Annotated in this window: 19 protein-coding genes and 1 pseudogene; 7 read left to right on the forward strand and 13 right to left on the reverse strand. The window is 57.4% G+C overall.

Annotation, left to right across the window (positions count from 1 at the left end; translation table 11 throughout):
• Window positions 1–7: 7 nt before the first annotated feature.
• The 5 genes from FBY04_RS12830 to FBY04_RS12850 all read right to left on the reverse strand — a co-directional run bounded on the left by FBY04_RS12830 (window position 8) and on the right by FBY04_RS12850 (window position 4,800).
• Complete coding sequence (locus tag FBY04_RS12830; protein WP_145315435.1) at window positions 8–964, reverse strand: glycosyltransferase family 2 protein; 957 nt, start codon at window positions 962–964, stop codon at window positions 8–10.
• Complete coding sequence (locus tag FBY04_RS12835) at window positions 961–1,572, reverse strand: acyltransferase (protein WP_145315436.1); 612 nt, start codon at window positions 1,570–1,572, stop codon at window positions 961–963. The genes FBY04_RS12830 and FBY04_RS12835 overlap by 4 nt, the downstream gene beginning before the upstream one ends.
• A gap of 75 nt (window positions 1,573–1,647) precedes the next feature.
• Complete coding sequence (locus FBY04_RS12840) at window positions 1,648–3,111, reverse strand: GMC oxidoreductase (RefSeq protein ID WP_145315437.1); 1,464 nt, start codon at window positions 3,109–3,111, stop codon at window positions 1,648–1,650.
• Window positions 3,108–3,302, reverse strand: a complete 195-nt coding sequence (locus FBY04_RS12845; protein WP_084322582.1) for a hypothetical protein — start codon at window positions 3,300–3,302, stop codon at window positions 3,108–3,110. Before FBY04_RS12845 ends, FBY04_RS12840 begins: the two co-directional genes overlap by 4 nt.
• A 121-nt stretch (window positions 3,303–3,423) precedes the next feature.
• On the reverse strand, window positions 3,424–4,800 hold the full coding sequence (locus tag FBY04_RS12850) for an oligosaccharide flippase family protein (protein ID WP_145315438.1): 1,377 nt from the start codon (window positions 4,798–4,800) through the stop codon (window positions 3,424–3,426).
• A gap of 95 nt (window positions 4,801–4,895) precedes the next feature.
• Between FBY04_RS12850 and FBY04_RS12855 the strand changes: the two genes are divergently transcribed.
• Genes FBY04_RS12855 through galE form a run of 3 tightly spaced genes read left to right on the forward strand, consistent with a single transcriptional unit; the run spans window position 4,896 to window position 10,066 of the window.
• Window positions 4,896–6,422, forward strand: a complete 1,527-nt coding sequence (locus FBY04_RS12855; protein WP_145315439.1) for an O-antigen ligase — start codon at window positions 4,896–4,898, stop codon at window positions 6,420–6,422.
• Between the two features lie 5 nt (window positions 6,423–6,427).
• On the forward strand, window positions 6,428–9,043 hold the full coding sequence (locus tag FBY04_RS12860; protein ID WP_178118280.1) for a cellulase family glycosylhydrolase: 2,616 nt from the start codon (window positions 6,428–6,430) through the stop codon (window positions 9,041–9,043).
• A 45-nt stretch (window positions 9,044–9,088) separates the two neighbouring features.
• Window positions 9,089–10,066, forward strand: a complete 978-nt coding sequence (gene galE / locus FBY04_RS12865; protein WP_145315441.1) for a UDP-glucose 4-epimerase GalE — start codon at window positions 9,089–9,091, stop codon at window positions 10,064–10,066.
• 41 nt (window positions 10,067–10,107) lie between these two features.
• On the opposite strand, the gene FBY04_RS12870 is transcribed toward galE, so the two are convergent.
• The 6 genes from FBY04_RS12870 to FBY04_RS12895 all read right to left on the reverse strand — a co-directional run bounded on the left by FBY04_RS12870 (window position 10,108) and on the right by FBY04_RS12895 (window position 16,163).
• A complete protein-coding gene (locus FBY04_RS12870) occupies window positions 10,108–10,839 on the reverse strand; it encodes a CpsD/CapB family tyrosine-protein kinase (RefSeq protein ID WP_256666886.1) in 732 nt (243 codons plus the stop codon).
• Between the two features lie 68 nt (window positions 10,840–10,907).
• Window positions 10,908–12,470: a lipopolysaccharide biosynthesis protein gene (locus tag FBY04_RS12875; protein ID WP_145315443.1), complete on the reverse strand. Its 1,563-nt coding sequence runs from the start codon at window positions 12,468–12,470 to the stop codon at window positions 10,908–10,910.
• Window positions 12,471–12,491: 21 nt separating this feature from the next.
• Entirely contained in the window at window positions 12,492–13,607 is a 1,116-nt protein-coding gene (locus FBY04_RS12880; RefSeq protein WP_145315456.1) for a hypothetical protein, read from the reverse strand.
• Between the two features lie 26 nt (window positions 13,608–13,633).
• Window positions 13,634–14,191, reverse strand: coding sequence for a polysaccharide biosynthesis/export family protein (locus tag FBY04_RS12885; RefSeq protein WP_145315444.1), 558 nt, complete (start codon window positions 14,189–14,191; stop codon window positions 13,634–13,636).
• Window positions 14,192–14,555: 364 nt separating this feature from the next.
• Window positions 14,556–15,053: a hypothetical protein gene (locus FBY04_RS12890; RefSeq protein ID WP_084322620.1), complete on the reverse strand. Its 498-nt coding sequence runs from the start codon at window positions 15,051–15,053 to the stop codon at window positions 14,556–14,558.
• 282 nt (window positions 15,054–15,335) lie between these two features.
• Entirely contained in the window at window positions 15,336–16,163 is an 828-nt protein-coding gene (locus FBY04_RS12895; protein WP_145315445.1) for an AraC family transcriptional regulator, read from the reverse strand.
• Window positions 16,164–16,297: 134 nt separating this feature from the next.
• Between FBY04_RS12895 and FBY04_RS12900 the strand changes: the two genes are divergently transcribed.
• The 4 genes from FBY04_RS12900 (at window position 16,298) to FBY04_RS12915 (ending at window position 18,215) form a co-directional block, all read left to right on the forward strand.
• Entirely contained in the window at window positions 16,298–16,816 is a 519-nt protein-coding gene (locus FBY04_RS12900) for a carboxymuconolactone decarboxylase family protein (protein ID WP_145315446.1), read from the forward strand.
• Between the two features lie 29 nt (window positions 16,817–16,845).
• Window positions 16,846–17,097 (forward strand): glutaredoxin 3, encoded by a 252-nt coding sequence (gene grxC / locus FBY04_RS12905; protein WP_145315447.1) that lies wholly within the window; start codon window positions 16,846–16,848, stop codon window positions 17,095–17,097.
• Between the two features lie 228 nt (window positions 17,098–17,325).
• On the forward strand, window positions 17,326–17,727 hold the full coding sequence (locus FBY04_RS12910; protein WP_084322594.1) for a hypothetical protein: 402 nt from the start codon (window positions 17,326–17,328) through the stop codon (window positions 17,725–17,727).
• A gap of 203 nt (window positions 17,728–17,930) precedes the next feature.
• Window positions 17,931–18,215, forward strand: a complete 285-nt coding sequence (locus FBY04_RS12915) for a DUF3303 domain-containing protein (protein WP_084322595.1) — start codon at window positions 17,931–17,933, stop codon at window positions 18,213–18,215.
• Between the two features lie 41 nt (window positions 18,216–18,256).
• On the opposite strand, the gene FBY04_RS12920 is transcribed toward FBY04_RS12915, so the two are convergent.
• Window positions 18,257–19,318: a hypothetical protein gene (locus FBY04_RS12920; RefSeq protein WP_145315448.1), complete on the reverse strand. Its 1,062-nt coding sequence runs from the start codon at window positions 19,316–19,318 to the stop codon at window positions 18,257–18,259.
• Window positions 19,319–19,546: 228 nt separating this feature from the next.
• A pseudogene (locus tag FBY04_RS32725) lies at window positions 19,547–19,660 on the reverse strand (IS110 family transposase); the annotation flags it as partial.

A 19,660-nucleotide genomic window follows, 5' to 3' on the forward strand; every position in this document is an offset into this window, starting at 1 on the left:
AAGGGTTCTACCGTGTTGGTTGGGTAGCGAATTTGGTCTCGCGCAGCAGCGCCCAGGTGGCACGCGCATGTTGCCAGCATGCGCCGACGGCGGCTCGGCCACGACCTTTCAATATTGCCTTGAGCGCCAGAATCAGATCACCCAGGCACACCAGAAACATATGCAACACCAGGCCAGACAGACCGTGGTGCTTGCGGAAATACAACAGCTCGCTTTCGATCTGCATTTTGGGTATCTGTCGACTCACCGCATTGAGCTCGACGACCGTCTTGGCACTTTCTCCGCCGATATGCACCACCGTGGTGTCCGGGTAGAAAACCACCTTCCAGCCGGCCTGCTTGACGCGTTTGCAGTGATCGACCTCCTCGTAATAAAGGAAGTAGCGCGGATCGAACAAGCCCACCTGGTCGATGACTTCACGGCGGATCAGGTAATAGCAGCCAGGGACCCAGTCGCACTCTCGGACCGAGGCGTGATCCCATTCCATGTCGTCGACCCTTTTCACCACCGGAAAAAAACGTTCAAGCCCGGTACGCGAAAGGAAGACGTTCAATGGCGTCGGAAAATAGCGACACGAGGGCTGCAGATCCCCCTCTCGTCCAACCAGTCGAACCCCGAGGACACCGCAATCCGGATGAGCCTCCATGTAATCGAGCGTCTTGTTCAGGGTGTCTGCGGCAACGAAAGCATCGGTGTTGATGAGCAAGGCGTACTTGCCCTGCAGGTGCTCAACCAGTTGATTGTTGGCACGACCAAACCCCACATTTTTTTCATTGGCCAGCAGCAACGCTTCCGGACAAACGTTTTCCAGGCGCTCCAGGGAGTTATCGGCCGAGGCATTGTCCACGACCAGATAGCGCGTGGGCTCCGCACTGTTGGGCTGGCGTAATGCGTCAAACATGGGCTGCAACAGCTTCGCGGTGTTGTAGTTGACCACCAGCACATCAAGGGGAGTATGGGTCATTTTGGTGGCTCACCAAAAAAGTACTGCACTCGCATGGCCGTAAGCGCCGACTCCATATCTGGATCATAAGAACCGGTGCGCTCTCTGATCACGTCCATCCACGGATAGTCGTTGCAACGCTCCTCGAATTTTTTCATCAGCTCTTCAACGGTACAAAAAACTCTCGCTGGATTGCCCCCGACCACGACACCCGGCGGGACATCCTTCCTGACAACAGCACCGGCGGCGACTATTGAACCCGGACCTATGGTCACGCACGGCATGATGATCGCACCATGCCCGATAAAACAGTTGTCACGGATGTCGACTGGGCCGACAGAATCCAGTTTTACGTTGTAGAGAGTGGAGAAGAAAACGGCTCCATCGTGACAGAACAGCGTGCAATCCGATAAAGCGATGTTGTTGCCCAGGCGCACCAACGAGGGGTCAGCGATATTGCACCCGACATTGATCCACACATTGCTGCCGACGGAATGCAGCGATCCCCAGCGCGCCAGATATCGAGCCCACTCGAACCCGTCAGGATTACAAAACCGTTTAAAGAGCCAGCGTCCCCGCCCCGTTTTATTGACGTAATAACTTACAGCACGTCTTGCCAGCCCTATCATCCTGTCAGCCTCACCAATCCTGCGATTCTCATCCGTGCCAGAGCCAGATACACCCCGGTTTTTTTGATTGTAGTATCAGGAATATCTGCCCGCCGGGCCCGCCTGATGATTAAGATGATCTGCCAGCCTCAGTGCAAGCTGTATAAGAGGCATGGTCGGATTGCTCGCACCGGCTGTAGCGAAAACACTGCTGCCCGCCACGTATAGATTGTCGATGCCGAACACTTTGCAGTTCTCGTCGACCACGCCGGACTCGGGCGTCGAGGCCATCCGCGTAGTCCCCATATGATGCGCGTGGGGCGCCACTTTCAGTGGTACAGCGAGGTCATACACGTATTCATCCAGCTTGACGAAGCCCAGCCCCGTTTCGGCAAAACACTTGGCCACCTCCAGCCCTATGGACTTGATGGTATGCCTGTCTTCGGGGGCCAGTTCCCAATGGATGTTGACCTTGCGCATCCCCAATGCATCCCGTTCCTTGAGCAAAGTGAGGCGGCTGTTGCGGTTGGGAAACTGTTCGATCAGGGTGGTAATCACCCCATCCCCGGGGCAATTGAAGCGGGCAATAAAATCGATCTTGTGCGCCAGGCCGACATCGCAGGCGAGGTTCTCCAAAAAATCCTTGATGGCCGCCGTTCGCCCATAGACCTGCACTTGCGCCAGAAGCGAAGCAGACACATTCCCTTTGCCTGACTGAAACTGCGCAACAAACGCATCGCTCGTGAAGTACTGTCGAGGCTCGGTACTCTGCCCCTCTCCCAGGATGAAAGTCCCCAGGTCGAGATTCAGGTGCTCCATGAAACATCTGCCGACGAAGCCGTCCTTGCTGACGACACCCGCGGATGCCAGCGATTCACTGTTCATCAGCTGCCTGGCATTCTCGATGGCGCCCGCTGCCAGAATGAACTGTTTTGCCGTCACTCGCTCCCGGTGCCTGTCGTAATCCGACACAACGATGGAGGCGATGCAGCCGGTCTTGTCATCAAACTCAAGATCGACACAGTTGCAATTGATGAAGACCTCGAGCCCCTCGGTCTCTTGAAGATCCTTGGCGTATTTTTGTGCAAACCGCGTCGGCGGGCTCAGCAAAAAACGATCCGCTACGAAGTCGTTGCCATCCATGGAAGCATTGATGGCCTTGAACCCCGAATCCGGCGGGAGATCAACAATGGCCATGGCCGCGGGCAGATAACGCTCGATCTCGGAAAACGCTATGGGCCAGCCAGGAATATTGACGGGAGGGGGCACGTCAAAGTCTGACTTTTCGAAAGGACGGCAACGCCCCGCCCAGTGATTGGACGTACCACCGAGAAAGCGCAGGCGTGTTTCTTCAGCGTAGACATTCATCCCTGTCGAGGTGCAGTTGTAGAGGGTTTGCGAAGGCTGCGAATATTCGTGCCCCCCACCCTCGATCAGCAGCACGCGCCGACCATTCCCGGCCAGGCGCAACGCCAGCGTGATGCCGGCCGGCCCGGCACCGATGATGCAGAAGTCATAGCGGTCGCGGAGTGCTTTCTGCGATTGGTAATCTTTGATCATGTGCGCGTTTGCCGGAAATACTGGGCAGGCAACACCCAGCCGTTGACCACGACAAACCCGTTTTTTTCAGAAGAAGGCGGAGCAAGGAACGAGGACAATCCAAATGTCATCCCCCCAAGACTCAATACTGCAAACGCCTGGAGGAAATCTCTGCGCCCCATCACAGAGGTATTCAAATCAAGTTCACTCATGATTCAAAGCCCCACGACATTAAGATTGCGTTTGTATTTTCAGCTACACATCAAACCCCATCACTCCCCCGAAGGATGATGTTGCGCCAAGGCGTGAAAGCAGCAAGTGACCTCGTTCAAATCAAAGCCATTCGGCAATGCCCAACACCAACTCCCCGCACAACACCCCGACCAGCAACATCGGCAACACAACAAGCTCGCGTTTGAGATCGAACAGCCCCACACGACAGTTCACATAAACAATTAGCACAAGTGTAGGAAACGTATGCAGCGCAACACCCCAAATCGCATACTTCACACCGCCCAGGGCCAGCAGCAGCGGCAGCAACACCCATAACGAGACGGCGCGAATGATGTTATCCATGGCCTGGTACTTCGTGAGTCCCAAGGCAAGCCAGGCTTGATGCGCCACGCCGTAGCGCAAGGTGAAGAAAGACAGCGAAAGGATGGCCATCATGCTGCCGGCCTCGGCATAACGCTCGTCGTATAACCAGTGGATGATCAGTGGGCTGATGACCCACAACAGCCCGGTGATAAACAGAAGGGCGATGTCGATGATCAGTTTGAAGCGATCATACAAAGCGCGGAGCCGCACGGTGTCATTGCTTCTTGCCGCCTCGCCGAAGGCTGGTAACGCCACGGCGCCAACCAGCCTCTGCACACCGAGTGTAATAGCCCCCAGAATCAGCACGGCGATGGAATAGACACCCAGTTCGGCGGCCGACATGCTGCCGCCGAACCAGATGCGATCGCCATTCATGGCCAGTACGCCCACTGCTGAAGACAACAATATCCATCGGCCGAAGACGACCAGCTCCTGGAGCGCAGAACGATCCCACAGCAGACGGTTAGGCGGACCCGGAAACCAGAAATGTCCCAGAAGCAGGCTGACCAGAGCGGAGACCAGTCCCGCCCCCACCAGCGACCAGATAGACCGGGTGAAGTAACCGATAACCAGCATCACCAGCAGGCCGGCAATCTGCGACGCAAACTCGGCGAGCACGACTTTCTTTTGCTGGAATGAGCGAACGGCCACGTCGACTTTTGTCGACTGAAAACCATAGATAATCGCGGACAAACCGGTAATGGCCAACACCAGCGGCAACTCGGGTGCAGCATAGGTGGATCCGGGCGACCACAGATGGATGCTCTGCGCGAACCAGGCGAAACCTGCGATCAGAAGTGTCGTGGCAAAAAGGACAAAGCCGCGCACGATCTGCACGGTCCACACAGTATTGAGAAATACCGGGTCGTCACCCCGCGGGCTCTGGATGATGTTCTGGCGCAAGCCGACATCGGAAAGCAAATGGATGATCACCGAAACGGTGGTGGCGATGATCATGATGCCGAACATCTCCGGCATCAGCAGGCGAGCCATGATCAGGTTGCCGCCCAGGCGCATGGCTTGAGAGGTGACAAGTGCTCCGAGATTCCATGCCCCGGCGAATATCGCTCGCTTGCGCAGGCTCAACGATGGCGATATATCAATTGAAGGCATAACATCAATCCCGGACGCTGTTGCACGAACGTTACTATAGCCGCAATCAGGCAATCCACTATGCTTCGCTCACCATTCAATAAGTTCACGAATTCATGCCTGAGCATATACGCGCGCTAATCGTCATTCTGGTTCTTGCCGGCACGGTTTTTACCCTTGCCCGCCAACCAGCAAAGGACCTGATCCCGTACAACGACTTCACACGTCGCCGCAATCTGTGGTTCGTGTTGACCCTGCTGGCGTTTTTCGCGCACAGCTTCTGGGTGTACGCCGCCGTTGCCGCTGTGGTGCTGAGCGTCGCACAAAGACGCGAGCGCAATCCCGTGGCGCTGTTCTTCATGTTGCTGTTTCTCGTTCCGCCGGCGTCGGCGCAGATTCCCGGCTTTGGCGTGATCAACTACTTCTTTGATCTCAACCATATCCGCCTGCTGTCTCTGTGCGTCTTGCTTCCGGCCTTTTTTGTGCTGCGCAGGCAAGCGGACACGTTGCCTTTCGGGCGCACCTGGCCCGACAAACTGTTGGCCGGCGGCCTTACACTGACGAGCCTGCTGTTGCTGCGCGAAACCACGCTCACCGACACGTTGCGCCAAACGGTCTACCTGTTCATCGATGCTTTTCTGCCTTACTACGTTGCCAGCCGGGCCCTGAAAAACCTCAGCGACTTCAAGGACGCCCTGTTGGCCTTTGTCCTCGCCGCCATGGTGTTGTCCATTATCGGGCTTTTCGAATTTGTCCGGAGCTGGCTGCTCTACAGTGCGCTGACGGACGCCCTGGGCATGCAATGGGAAATGTCCAGCTACTTGAGCCGTGGCGGTTCATTGCGCGCCAGCGCCACCACCGGCCAGGCCATTGCGCTGGGGTTTGTCGTCAGCGTGGCTCTCGGCCTGTACCTGTTTTTGCAGGAAGGTGTGCGCAGCAAGCTCCAGCGACGTCTTGGCGCTATCCTGCTGGCTGGCGGACTGTTCGCGCCGCTGTCACGTGGCCCCTGGATCGGGGCCGTCGTCATGATCATAGCGTTCATCGCCACGGGGCGACGCGCTGCCAAACGCTTGATACTGCTGGCGCTCGCCGGCGTGCTCGCCCTTCCATTGCTGGCCATCGTGCCTGGCGGGCAGAAAATCCTGGACCTGCTACCGTTTATCGGCACGCTCGAAGTAGAGAACATCACGTACAGGCAACGCTTGTTCGATAACGCAATGATCGTTATCCAGCGCAATCCCCTGTTCGGCGCTTTCGACTTCCGCAACACGCCGGAAATGCAGTCCATGATTCAGGGCCAGGGCATCATCGATATCGTGAACACCTACATCAACGTGGCGCTGCAGGTCGGGTTGATCGGGTTGACCCTGTTCGTGGCTTTTTTCGTCACTGTCCTGCTGGGCATCCGCAAGGCGATGCGTTCGTTTCCCGACAAGGACGATGAGACGCGCCGGCTCGGACGCGCGCTCCTGGCGACACTGGTGGGGATCATGGTGACTATCGTGACGGTCAGCAGCATCACGTTTATCCCCGTGGTGTATTGGTCGGTGGCCGGGCTAGGTGTTGCCTATGCCCAGATGGCGCGCAAGCTCAAGCAAACTTCGACCGCAGTCACTGCGAGTGCCCACCTCCAACTCCGGTAATGCCAATGACCACTTTGTTTCGCCGCACTTCGATGCTGCTCCCGGTTTTGCTGTGCGTTGCGATCTGGCCATTCACGACCCGGGCGGCGGACTGGGTCGCCAGCGTGGATGAACTCACCGGGTTGCCCATGCTGGTACACGGTGGCAATCCTGTCGTTGCCTCAAAGTTCGAGTTCTGGGAGAGCAACTGGGGCTGGACGAATTCTGTCAGCCGGTTCGAGGTCAACTCCCCCTACAAATACACCCTGACCGGCCAGAACAAAACGCTGGACTTCGACCTGACGGCGCAGATTCAGAAGGAAGGCGAACAGACGCTGACCTGGGACTTTGACCTGGATGCACACAGTGTGAAGTCGGGGGTAATGGGTGGGGGCATCACCTTCAATTTCGACCCTGCGCTTTTCGACGGAGAGATGGGCAAGCCGGATTTGCTGCCCGGTAACCGTGGCTGGTCGTGGGGCAATGCACAAGGTCGACGCATCGAGATGCGTTTTGAACCGGCACTGGCGAGTGTGTACTTTGAGCCCGGCAGTCAATCCGAGGTGCGGGCCTTTTTCTACAAGAATTCAATCAAGCCCGGTCGCCAGAATGTCAAAGCCACCTTGAGCATTTCCGGTGACATGACGCTCGGCCCCACCTCGACAGAACGCTTTGGACTCACGGACCCGAAGAGCTGGCCAGATGACAAGGTCGACATCAAAACCTCCCCGGTCGATCTGTCCTTTCTCAACGCAAACGAAAAACCTGCCGGCAAGCGCGGCTTCGTCAAAGCGTCCGGCGAACAATTGATGTTCGCGGACAACACCCCGGCGCGCTTCTGGGGCACCAACATCACGTCCTATGCGCTGTTCCGAACGTCCGACGATGCAATCAGGCAACAAGCCAAACGCCTGTCGGCGCTGGGCTTCAATCTTGTGCGACTGCACCACCATGATTCGCCTTGGGTCAGCCCGAACATTTTTGGCGACCGCGACCAGACGCATGACACTCAGCGACTCAGCGCAGAATCGCTGAAAAAAATCGACTGGTGGATCAAGTGCCTGAAAGACGAAGGCATTTATGTATGGCTCGACATGCACGTCGAGCGAGCCCTTACGGCCAAAGACAACATTTTCGGCTTCGAAGAACTGCCGAAAAACGAGCAGAACAACGCCAGCCTCAAGGGCTACGCGTATGTAAACATCACCATCCAGCAGGCAATGAAGCGCTTCACCGAAGCCTACATAACCCATGTAAATCCCTTTACCGGCCTCGCCTATAAAGATGATCCGGCAATCGCCGCCGTGCTGATCACCAACGAAAACGACGTCACCCAACACTTTGGTAACGCCCTGTTGCGAGACAAGGGAGTCCCCAAGCACTGGGAGCTCTACAAGAACCGGGCCGATGCCTTTGCCAGCCAGCACAACCTATCGGCGGGGCTCACCTGGCGTTCGTGGGAGCATGGCCCCGCCAAGCTGTTCCTCAACGATCTGGAACAGAGTTTCAACACAGACATGATTCAGCATCTGCGCGCATCGGGTGTGAAGGTACCGATTGCCACCACCAGCAGTTGGGGAGGCGACGGCCTGAGTTCCTTGCCGGCCCTGACGGCCGGCGACGTCATCGACGTGCACAGCTACGGTGGCGGTGGGCAGCTGGAAAAGAATCCGCTCACCAGCGAAGGCATCGTGGACTGGATTGCCGCCGGCCAGGTCACCGGCAAACCGCTGACCGTCACCGAGTGGAACAACGAACCGTTCCCGACACCTGACCGCCACTCGTTGCCACTCTATATCGCCGGCACCGCCAGTCACCAGGGCTGGGACGCGCTGATGCAATATGCCTATAGCCAGCAGCCGCTCGACGGCGACTGGGTGACGGCCGACAACTGGCACGCCTACAACGATCCCGCAATGTTGGCCACCCTGCCCGCCGCCGCCCTGCTCTATCGCCGCGCCGACGTCAGCGAAGCCAATACGACTTACGTCTTCGCACCGACGCCCGACACCCTGTTCAACAAACCCGTCTCACCGGCCAACTCGGCTTTGCTGCGTACCGCCATGGAGAAAGGCAAGCTGCAAATCGCGATGCCACAAACGCCGGAACTGCCCTGGTTGCAGCCGGGCATTATCCCGAGCAATGCGCAGGTGTTTCATGACCCTGACCAATCGTTGCTGGACGCCAATGCCAGCGAATCCACGACCGATACGGGTGAACTGAAGCGCAACTGGAAACAAGGCATCTACACTATCAATACGCCACGCACCCAGGCTGTCACCGGCTGGATCGGCGGCGAGTCGATCAGCCTCGGCAACATCCGGGTTCAAGTGAAGACCGCCAATGCCAGCGTGGTGGTGCAAAGCCTGGACGCCGCGCCTGTCGCTCGGTCGCAGGACCTGCTGATTTCTCTGGGCACCCGCGCCATCCCCAAAGACGATGACAAAACACCTTTTTATGTCGAGCCGCTCGAAGGTACGCTCAGCATTCAGGGACCGCCAGGTTTGACGCTGTACACACCAGGCACGCTGGCGCAAATGAAGAAGTTGCCCGCGACCTACGTTGACGGACGCTACACGATCAAGTTCGACGGCGTGCAGGCCTTCAATTGGTTGTTTTTGAGAAAAAGCGCTGCTCACTGACGGTACAATCCGCGTTTGCTCAGCAACAGTTTCCAGGAGGACAGGATGAATTTTTTGGTGGTCGGCGGCGCAGGTTATATCGGCTCGCACATGGTCAAGCATCTGCTGCGTGCAGGTCACGAACTGGTGGTGGCCGACAATTTTTCCACGGGGTATCGCGACGCCTTGACCGGCGGAAAACTGGTTGAACTGGACATCGCCGACGCGCAAGCCCTGGACACCTTGTTTGCCGCACACCGCTTCGACGCCGTGTTCCACTTCGCCTCGTTCATCCAGGTCGGCGAATCCGTCACTGAACCGGCCAAGTATTACCAGAACAACCTGGCCGCTACCCTGACACTGCTACAAGCCATGGTTCGCGCGAACGTCAAGCACTTCATCTTTTCCTCGACCGCCGCTGTCTACGGCGACCCGGTGTATGTGCCGATCGACGAAGAACATCCCAAGGCGGCGATCAATCCTTATGGTCGCAGCAAATGGATGGTGGAACAGATGCTTGAAGATTTCGATCGCGCGTACGGGCTGAAGTCGGTTTGCCTGCGCTACTTCAACGCCGCCGGAGCAGACCCTGAAGGGCAGCTGGGTGAACGCCATGAACCGGAAACCCACCTGCTGCCATTGATCCTGCAAGCCGCCTCCGGCCGGCGAGCGAGCATCACCGTCTATGGCCGCGATTACGACACGCCAGACGGCACGTGCATTCGCGACTACGTCCACGTTGCCGATCTGGCCGCCGCTCACGCACTGGCCGTGGATTACCTGTTGGCCGGTGGCGCAAGCACGGCATTCAACCTCGGTAACGGCCAAGGGTTCTCGGTACAGGAAGTGATAGACACTGCGCGCCGCGTGACCGGTCAGGACATCTCTGTCAGCGATGCGCCGCGCCGTGCGGGTGATCCACCACGCCTTGTGGCCGATCCCCAAAGAGCCTGCTCGCTACTTGGCTGGCAACCGCAATTTGCCTCGCTGGAACAGATCGTGACGCACGCCTGGAGCTGGGAAAAGAAACACCCCTGGCACTGAAGTCGGCGCTCGCCAATGGCGCCGACCGCTTGAGGATAGCGCTAGTAGTACGAGCGGTTTTGCGGCTCTGCTTTGTTCAGCACGGTACCGATCAGATTGGCTGTCCCAAGATGATGAAGGCTTTCCTCGATCTCTTTCCGGTTGTTCATGCCGTTGGCGACCACGAGCAGGACGCAGTCGAATTTAGGCAGGACGGTAATGACATCGTCCGAACTCAAGATGGGCGGCAAATCGAAAATCACGATTCGTGAGTTGTAGCGTTCGCGTAGATCACTGATCAAGTGGCTCACCTTGGGCGATGACAGCACCTCGGTGGAGAGAGGGATCGCCTTGCGGGTCGGTAGAACTACAAAGCGCGGCAAGGTCGGGTTGACCAGAACCTCTTGCAGCTCCGCCTCATCGGCCAGGTATTCATTGAGCGACTTCTCCATCGACAGCCCCAGGCAGGCACCCACGGTCGGACGGCGCAAGTCGAAATCCACCAGCAATGCCGTTTTGGTGGTGTGATGAGCGATGCTCATGGCCAGGTTGATCGCCAGTACCGTCTTGCCGGCCTCCGGTGTCGGAGAGGTGATGGCGAGCGTGCGCCAGCCATTTTCCTCCATGACTTTCAGAACTTGCGTACGCAGCAGATCGAAAGCCCCGCCCATATTCGAGTTCTTGTTGTACGCCACAATGCGATTGCGCTCGAGGTGATCCGGCCGCAAAGGAACCACTTTGGTTTGCACATAACTGAGCGCATTCAGACCTGAAGAATGCGCGGTGGCCGTCATGGCTTTTGACGAGTTCTTGGGCTCGGTGTTTTCGGTATCGGGCTTGATAATTTCCATGTCTGTATTCCTTACGCAAACCGACCCAGCGCTTTGAACGCCAGCTGATCCAGAGGCATGTAGAGGAAGTGCACGATCACCAGAAGGATCACGAACAGCAAAACGGCGCACACGATCAGGCGCGTTCGCCACTTCTTGCGGCGTTCCTGTTCGGCCATGGTGTGAATGTAGGGAATGGAAACCAGTACGCGTTTGCCCAACACACTGGCCAGCGCTTCAGCCCCGCGCACGCGCGAACTCATCATTTCGAGAAGCATCACCAGCGCACCAGCGCCCACCGGGGCAAGCACGAAGCCCATGGCGACCACTTTCTTACGGTTGGGCCGAATCGGCTTTTCAGGCATCAGCGGCGATTCCAGGAGAACAAAACGCTCGGCCTTGTTTTCCTGTTCCAGGGCTTCGGAAATTCTTGCGTTGATCTCTTTGGCGCGCATCTCCTCATATTTCTTTTTCGCGTTGTCATGGTCGCGCATCAGCGTGATCAGGCCGCGTTCGACTTGAGGTATTTCAATGATCCGCGCTTCGTATTCAGCTATTTTCTGCTGCGTCTGCTGCTTCTGATCGGCCAGTGACCTGATACGAGTCTCAGTGGCGGCGATCCGTGCCTGAGCCTTCGCTACATCCATATTGACGGGTAGCGCCGCACTCCCCGCCCCCGACTTGTTCGCCTCAAGTGCCGCAATCTTGCGTTTCACGGCACGCACATCGGGGTGGGCCTCGGTATACAGCGTCTGCAAACGGGCGTACTCCGCCTTGAGGCTGCCCAGATCCTGCGGTTTGTCAGCGGCTACACCCAGCGTTCCAGGCTTCGTCGCCCCGCCGGTATTGGCAGCGATAAGCTCCAACTCGTTAAAACGCAATTCCTCACGGGCCGCCTTGTAGTCACGGTCGACGTCTTTGAGGTCGTTTTCGGCGCGCGTCAACATGTTCGTGAGCAATTCCCGATTCTCGGGCAGCGCGTCGCTGTGCTCCTCCTTGAATTTCGCCACGCGACTGTCCTGGGCATTCAGGGCAACCTCGAGCTTGTCTGCCTCCTGCTTGGCGAACTCTGTGTTTTCATTGGCACGCTCGGTGCGCTGCCTGATGTTTTCATTCAGGAACAGCGTCACCAGTTCGTTGGCCACCTGGGTGGCAATCTCGGGCTGGCGGTGCTCAAAGGAAAGGCGAAACGCAATCGTCACTTCCCCGCGCCCCTTGACCGCGGCGCTGACCAGGGTGACGCCAATCGCATTGCGCATTTCGTCGATTTTCTCGGAAGCGCTCAAATTCCGGCCAGTAGAAAACAAATTGTATTTGTCGATGATCGCTTTCAGGTTCTCTCGGGTCATCACACGCTGGCGAATGACTTCGATGCGCTCATCGGCAAAGGTGCCGTTGTTGGCCGCGACCAGCTCAGGCGAGATTTGCTGCGACTCGATCAGAATCGTGCCGGAAGATTCAAAGGTGGGAGGGAGTGACATCGCGACCGCAATGCTGATGCCAAGTATCGCCGCGCAACTGACGATCAGCAGCACCGCATGGTGCTTGATGATTGCAATGTAGTCGTTGACCGACATTTCGTATTCAGTAGTCATAGATCATCACAAAGCTGAATTTCAGAGACCGGGGTAACTATAAGTCAAGGTCAACCCGACGACATTTGCGCTGGCATCCGGCAAGCTGTCCTGCTTGCGTTCTTTGTAAGTGAAGAATAGGCGGGCATTCCAAAAAGGCGAGAGTTCCTGACTGACCCAGGCGCTGTAATTGACCAGGGTATTGGGCGTCTGCCCCTTGGTGTCTTGCCAGGAAGCATCAAAACCGGTGCGTCGGGTTTCATCGATGAGGTAACTGACGGAGCCTTTCAGGCTATCGGCCTCGACGAATCCACCGTCCCCGCTGGCGACGGTGCTACGGCTGGCGTCGAAGCTGGTTTCAAAGCGCTCACCGGTATACTGCAAGTTCACCCCGCCCTCCCCTGTGGGACCGTCCCCCGTGCCGGAGACTTGATTGACGCCCGCGTACACAGATCCCTTCAATGCCTCGGAGACCAGGAAATTCAGGCCAACCGTGGGGGTGTAGCTATTCGAGGACGACGCTGCGGTGCCCTCATCCGGCTCATAACGCCTCACGCCAATACGGGTGAACAGCTCGACCCGCTCGCTCCATGCATAGGTCAAGGTGAAGCGGCTCGCCAACTCGTCATAGTTGATCAGGGTAGGAATGTCGTAAGTGACATGAGTGTAGTCAGTTTCGTTGAGCAGGGTGGTTCGCTCGCTGAGCGCACTACGCCAGTTGCCACCCACGGTATAAAGCTTTTGCGTGCCGTCGGAAGCCACCACGCCGGTTTCCTGAACCTCGGTGGAAAGCGTTGAGCTCTCTTCATAGCGGGCCGTGAGTCCATAACCACCGGTTTCAGTCTCGCGGTGCCACCCGAATTTAAGCCTGGGGTCTTCACGGTCTGACACGATGTCGGTATCGGACGAACGCACGACATACACCCCGAGACCGAACTGGAACTCATCCCTTCCGGAAGTGCCGACAAGGCTGAGATCGGGGGCGATGATGGTGCGGGTCACGCCCTTTTCATCACTCGTCAGCAACAGGGGGTTGCTGTCGTACTCGACAGTCGAAGGCACCGCGATTGCTGTTTGCCAGGTAGCCGCATAGGCCATACCCGAGCACGGCAGAATGAGGATTGCGGTGGCAATCCCGGTAGTTCGAAGCGCAAGCAAAGTAATCCCTAGTGCATCGCGCAAGGCTAAGGCACGACCAGCGTATCGCCGGCTTTAAGTAGAAAGTTGGTGGACATGTCATCCCCGGACATCAACTTGCTGTAGTTGACGCGCATGATCTCTTGCCTGGCCCCGTTGAGTCGCACGACCTTGATGTCATCCGTGTCGGCGAATTTGTCGAGACCGCCCGACTGGCTCAATGCCTGCAGCACTGACGTTTGACCGGACATGTGCACAGGGCCGGGTTTCACGACCTTACCCTGCACGTACACGAGATTGCCTTCGGTGCTCGTGACAACGACGCTCACCTGCGGATCGGGTATGAACTTTACAAGCTTGGCGGCTATTTTCTCTTCGACTGCGGTGGTATCGAGTCCCGCAACATCGACCTGCCCTGCCAGCGGGAAGGTGATGCTTCCATTGGGAAGAACGATCACATCCTGTTTGAGCTTGTCTTCGCCCCAAACAGACACATTGAGCTTGTCGCCCGGACTCAACAGGTATGCCGCGTCGTTTGCAACGGCACTGGAAATGCTGGGCAGGACAGCCAGCGCGCAGACTACAGGTAACCAGAAACGTAACATCGGGATCCCTCCGCCTAAGTAGCCTTGCCAAGAGTTTCACACAAAAACGGGGGCAAATCACGCTCGCAGATTTTTTCGCCCAGGCCCCATTCAAGGAGCATTTTTTTGCGGCTGGCGGGGGGCATTTTTCGTCGACCCGACGTATCAATTAGCTGCAGGACGGACTGTAGTGAGGGAAGTTTTTTAATTAACAGTAACTTGTCGTTAAACATGTTGCCCCCGATGTTTGTACGCCAAATTAATAGCACTCTGTTCAATAGAGTCCGTCATTCAGCCAATACATCGCCCGCCACTGACACATCAAACTGACATCAATCACTAGTATCAATGCGCCACTTAATCGTCAGTAAAAACAATCTGCTAGCTACACCTTCCGGCGGTTGGCGACCATAACGAAACCGAACAATGCGGACGAAAACAACCAGGCAGCAGCAGACAGCGGAACTGCATTGGGTTGATGGGTGAAAGCATCAGCTCCCCCACTCAACACTTTAGTCTGAGTTTCTAAATCTGCCGCGAAATTGTCAGTATTTAGTTGCGCCATTAATCCGTCACAGGAAGAACTATTGACGGTTACGCCCGCCTTGGCGACAGTGTTGATTAGACTGTCGAGTTGATCTTTTGCAGTATCAACCGAGGAAATATCGCTGACCGGAACCGGCGCGCCATGGCCGGTTGCAACAGGAGAAGGGGCACCGGCCTGCACTTCGACGACCTTGCCCGTTTTTGGACCAGCCCCTGCGCAGGAATCGGCTATGCGGTTAATTTCATGGGCCAAATTGGTCACGTGAGCGTTGGCAATGGCCGCACCACTAAAGAGCACACAGAACAAAACGGATTTGATAACCAGTGATGAACGCATGATGACCGCCTCCCTGCACACAGGGTTTTCCTGTTATCGAATGAAGGATTCGTTACCCAGTTACTTGGAGCCTATAAGCACATCGCCATTACGTCAATGGTCTGTCACCACAATAAATAAAAATAAACTCCTATGGAGAATGGCGTCAAAATAACGCCAATAAATGCCTTTCAATCCAGCTCTCTCTATTCATGTGAAAGGGCTCAAGCGTGGGCATGAGTGCCCTGTCTGAGGCATTAAAAACCGGGCTCTGCACCTCGCCGAATGGCCGACGACAAAAAACTACCGTTCCTTCCCGTTGCGCATCCATTCACGCGGACTGACGCCGGTCTTGCGTCGAAACGCCCGAGCCAGTGCCGAAGGACTTTCATAGCCCACCTCATCGGCAATCAGTGCGATGGACTTGCCCTCACGCAAACGCTTCTGCGCCAGACTGATGCGCCAGCTCACCAGATAATCAACCGGGGTCTGCCCCACCACCTGACGAAAGTATTCGGCGAAGCTGGCCCGGGACATGTTGGCCGCCGCTGACAACTCAGCCACGGTCCAGGCGTTGCCGGGGGTGTCATGCATCAGGCTCAACGAGCGCGCCAGGCGCGGGTCTGCAAGACCGGCCATCATGCCGGTTTTTTGCTGATGGTTAGCCAACAGGTGCCGCAGCAACTGGATGACCAGCACTTCGAACAGACGGTCCATCATCGCTTCGCGACCGCAAGTACCGCCGAAGGCTTCGTTGAAAAGCCAGTCCAGCGTACCGGTCATGCTCGGTATTTCATCGAGGCCCAGCACCAGGTAATCGGGCAAGGCTGCTGCCAGCGCATTGCCCGCTCCGCCATCGAAGGTCAGAGAAGCGCACACCAGTTGTGTGTCAGATGTTTCAGCGGCCAACAAGCGATGACGGAAAGGCCGAGGGAAAAAAATCAGGGTCGGTTTGTTGAGCTGGATGTCGCGCTCATCGGCCAGTTTGAGAGTCAGTTCACCGGCTTTAAGCAAATGTAGGTGCCCATATGCCTGCTCACCGTCAAAACCCGTGGTGCCGCAGAACGTGCCGCTGTGGAAGGTTCCGGCACTGACGCCGAAATGGCTGAGCAACGTGGACAAGCGATCCATTGGCAGGCTCCCGAGTGCAAATTTGGACGATCTGTCGCATATCCTCGACGATTTGCACCCAATAGACCAGTCCCCGTCAATAACATGGACTCCGTACCCAGCGCACACCGCGCAGTCATCTACGGAGATCCACCATGAGCCGCATCAATACCCTGAGCCTTGAACACGCCACCGACACCACCCGCCTGCTGCTTGAAGGCGTGCAGAAAAAAATCGGCTTTCTGCCCAATGTCTTCAAGACGCTGGCCCATGCACCTGCGGTGCTTGCCTCTTATCTGCAACAGTCGGCGACCCTCGGTAAAACGTCGCTGAGTGCCGTCGAGAAAGAAGCGATCTCCCTCGCCACTTCTCAGGTGAATGGTTGCGACTATTGCCTGGCGGCCCACACCGTGTTTGCCGGCAAGGCCGGGTTGTCTGCACAAGACATCCTCAGCGCCCGTGACGGCCAGCTCAATGCGTTCGCCACCCTCGCCCGACAAATCACCGAAAGCCGTGGCCACTTGAGCAGCGAGCAGATCGAAGCGGCGCGGGCGGCCGGCATCGACGACAGCAAGATTGTCGAAGTGATCGGCCATGTGGCGTCGCAGACCCTGACTAATTACCTCAATAACGTTGCCCTGACCGAGATCGATTTTCCGGCGATCGCTGTTTGATCAGGGCTTTCAATTCAGGAGGAACGCATATGAACACTGTGACGCTCTACACCACCGACACTTGCCCTTATTGCCGCAACGCCAAAACACTGCTTGCGAGTCGGGGCATTGCGGTTCGGGAAATTAACGTTCAATCGGAACCGGGGAGGTTCCGGGAGATGCTCAGCCGAAGCGGACGACGCAGCGTGCCGCAGATTTTTATTGGTGACACGCATGTTGGTGGTTTTGATGACCTCGCCAAACTTGATCGTCAGGGAGGGTTGTTGTCGATGCTGGCCTGAGTCGGAGTTGGCGGGCTTTTTGATGGGGTATATATCCGTTGCTGCATTACGGCGGCGATGGAGGTAGTCACCGGTTGACGGACAGGCTCGGTGCGTGACGGGGCAGATCAAAAGCCAAAGCGAGGCGGCCTGAAAGCCGCCTCGCGATGCTGTGGCGAGAGTCGCCCCCTCGAGCACACCGGCGATCCCTATGGGCAAACCAGCACACCGCGCTCTATGATTGCCCCCATGACGACCTCGCTGCCGATCCGCCAACCCTGCCCGCCCGGTGCCTGCATCTGCGAGCGCGAACCGCTGCTGGAAACACCCGGCGCGGACTTGCGCATCCTGTTTCTGACCCGCGCCGAGGAAAAGCGCCTGATCGAACGCCTGGAAAATCTCCAGAGCCTGAGCGACCTCGAACGGCTGCAGCAACGGATGTACGAGCAACTGGGCATCCGGGTAGAAGTCGCCCCCGGTTTCAACGAGGTCCGCACCATGCGTGGCATCGCCATTACCATCGCCGAGCTGCCCGGCCTGTGCCGCAAAACCCGCCAGGCCATCCCCACCGCCATTCGCCGCGGCCTGGAGAAACGTCCGGAAATCGCCTACGAACTGCTCAACGCCAACGACCTGTTGCGCGATGCCTGACGATCAGGCGCCGCGATCAATTCCAGACGCAATAAAAGAGGATCAGCGGTCATACGCGAACCGCCGCGCGCTGCTATGCCTTCTCAAGGGAGCAATCGTTTCAGACCCGACAGGATGACGCGGGAAACAGGCGTGGCCGTGGTCCCGGCGCCAGCCAGGCGCGCGAAGAGCAACAGGTGCCAGTCCGTAGCAGGAGGTGGCAAATGTTATTCATGGTCAGTTGGTCCATCAGTCCGCAAAACCGTAACACCGTGATCAAGCGTTTCATCGAGACCAGAGGAGCTCCGCCCTCAGGCGTCAAGATGCTGGGGCGCTGGCATGCCGTTGGGGGTTCGAGGGGCTTTGGCATCGCAGAAACCGATGATGTCGTACAGATTCAAAAGTGGGTGCTGCAATGGAGTGACGTAATGAGCATGGAAGTTCATGCGGCGCTGACCGATGAGCAAGCTGCGCCGCTGCTGGCGGCGGCAGTCAGCGGCCAGCAATAGTCGTTCGGGGCGGCGAGTGCTACTCGCCGCCCGACACCCTGTCAGCGCTTCCAGCACTCTGAATATCGTGCACATACCCCGTACTGCCGATCCATTTGCGCCATCCGGTCGAGGTGGTGGTTGATGGTTTCGAGCAGCAGGTTCTGGCTGGTCTGGACGTAAAACTTCGTCATCGTCTTGCGCTCCTCGGACGCCACAAAGTGCGTGGGCCTGGACGCCTTGTCCTCAGGGTGTGCCCATTGTTCCAGTTGCTGATCCGTCAGACGTTGCAGGCGCAGACGGTATTTGTCGCTGTAACGCTTGAACGTTTCCGCCTTGTTTCCCGCCGCTTCTTCGTCAAAGGCAATGAGGTTCTGGCGGTACAGGGCCCAGTAATCGTCCGGCAGGGTAAAGCCCAGCTTCGCCTTGCGTTCGGCAATCAGTTTGTCGAGCTTTTCCGGCGTGAAGCGCGCGCTGCTGTCCTTGGCCGGGTCCGGCTTCATCTGCGCGATGGTCGCACTGTCGAAGATCTGGTCGATCAACATCACCCGATGGGGCGTGTCGGGCAGCACGGGCGGAAGTATCGGGAATGACGTGCCGCGACCGACACAGGCAGGCAGGCCCTTGTCCATGACCGGCATCGGCAACCGCACATCTCTTCCATCGATCCGCTTCAACTGATTCAACAGCACGCCGCAACGGCCGTCGCGCAGATTCAGCGTCACCTCGTATTCGGCATTGCGCTCGGGGGCCAGGCTCAAACTGGTGACACACACCCAGTTGCTGCCACTCGTGCCCAGGTGCAGGTAATTATCCTGATCGGGTTTGACCTTGATCTCCAGAAAGCCCTTGGCATCGGCCGGTGGCGCGACACTCATGCCCACCCGGCGCTCGGTATCACGCGCGTACAGGTTGTTGAGTTCACCGGTGACTCGCCCCTCACAATGCTCCGGATCGTAGTAGTAGAGCTTCGCATTGCTGGTGTTGGCAATGAAGCGCACCTTGGCGGCATCGGGCTCGGTGGCATCGGTGTACGTGTCTTTGACGGCGCAGCCGCTGAGCACAGCGGACAAAAGCGCCGCGACAGCAATGGCGCGTGTGGAGCGATTGGAGGAAACCGGCATTGGATCGTCCCTGACGCGAAGGCTATGGAAAGCGCGCGATGCTACTAAAGGGCCACCACCGTGTCCATCGCGCCAATAAGGGCCTGCCCTTAGGACCGGAACCGGCACCGGAGCATTCGTTGACGCAGGGTTTGAACTATCGGTTCTAAAAGCCGGACCGGGGCAGGCGCAAACCTCGCGGGCATCGCAAATCAAATGTGGGAGCAACTGTCTTCACCCTGCCATTCGTCACCGCCATTCGGTGCCGTCTCTCAGCATGGCATTCAGTCTGATCAGTAATATTCGCATGCAGGCGATGAGCGCGACCTTCGCGCTCTTGCCTCGCGCCCGAAGAGCGTCATA

The organism is Pseudomonas sp. SJZ080, from assembly GCF_007828295.1.
Classification (GTDB): Bacteria; Pseudomonadota; Gammaproteobacteria; order Pseudomonadales; family Pseudomonadaceae; genus Aquipseudomonas; species Aquipseudomonas migulae_A.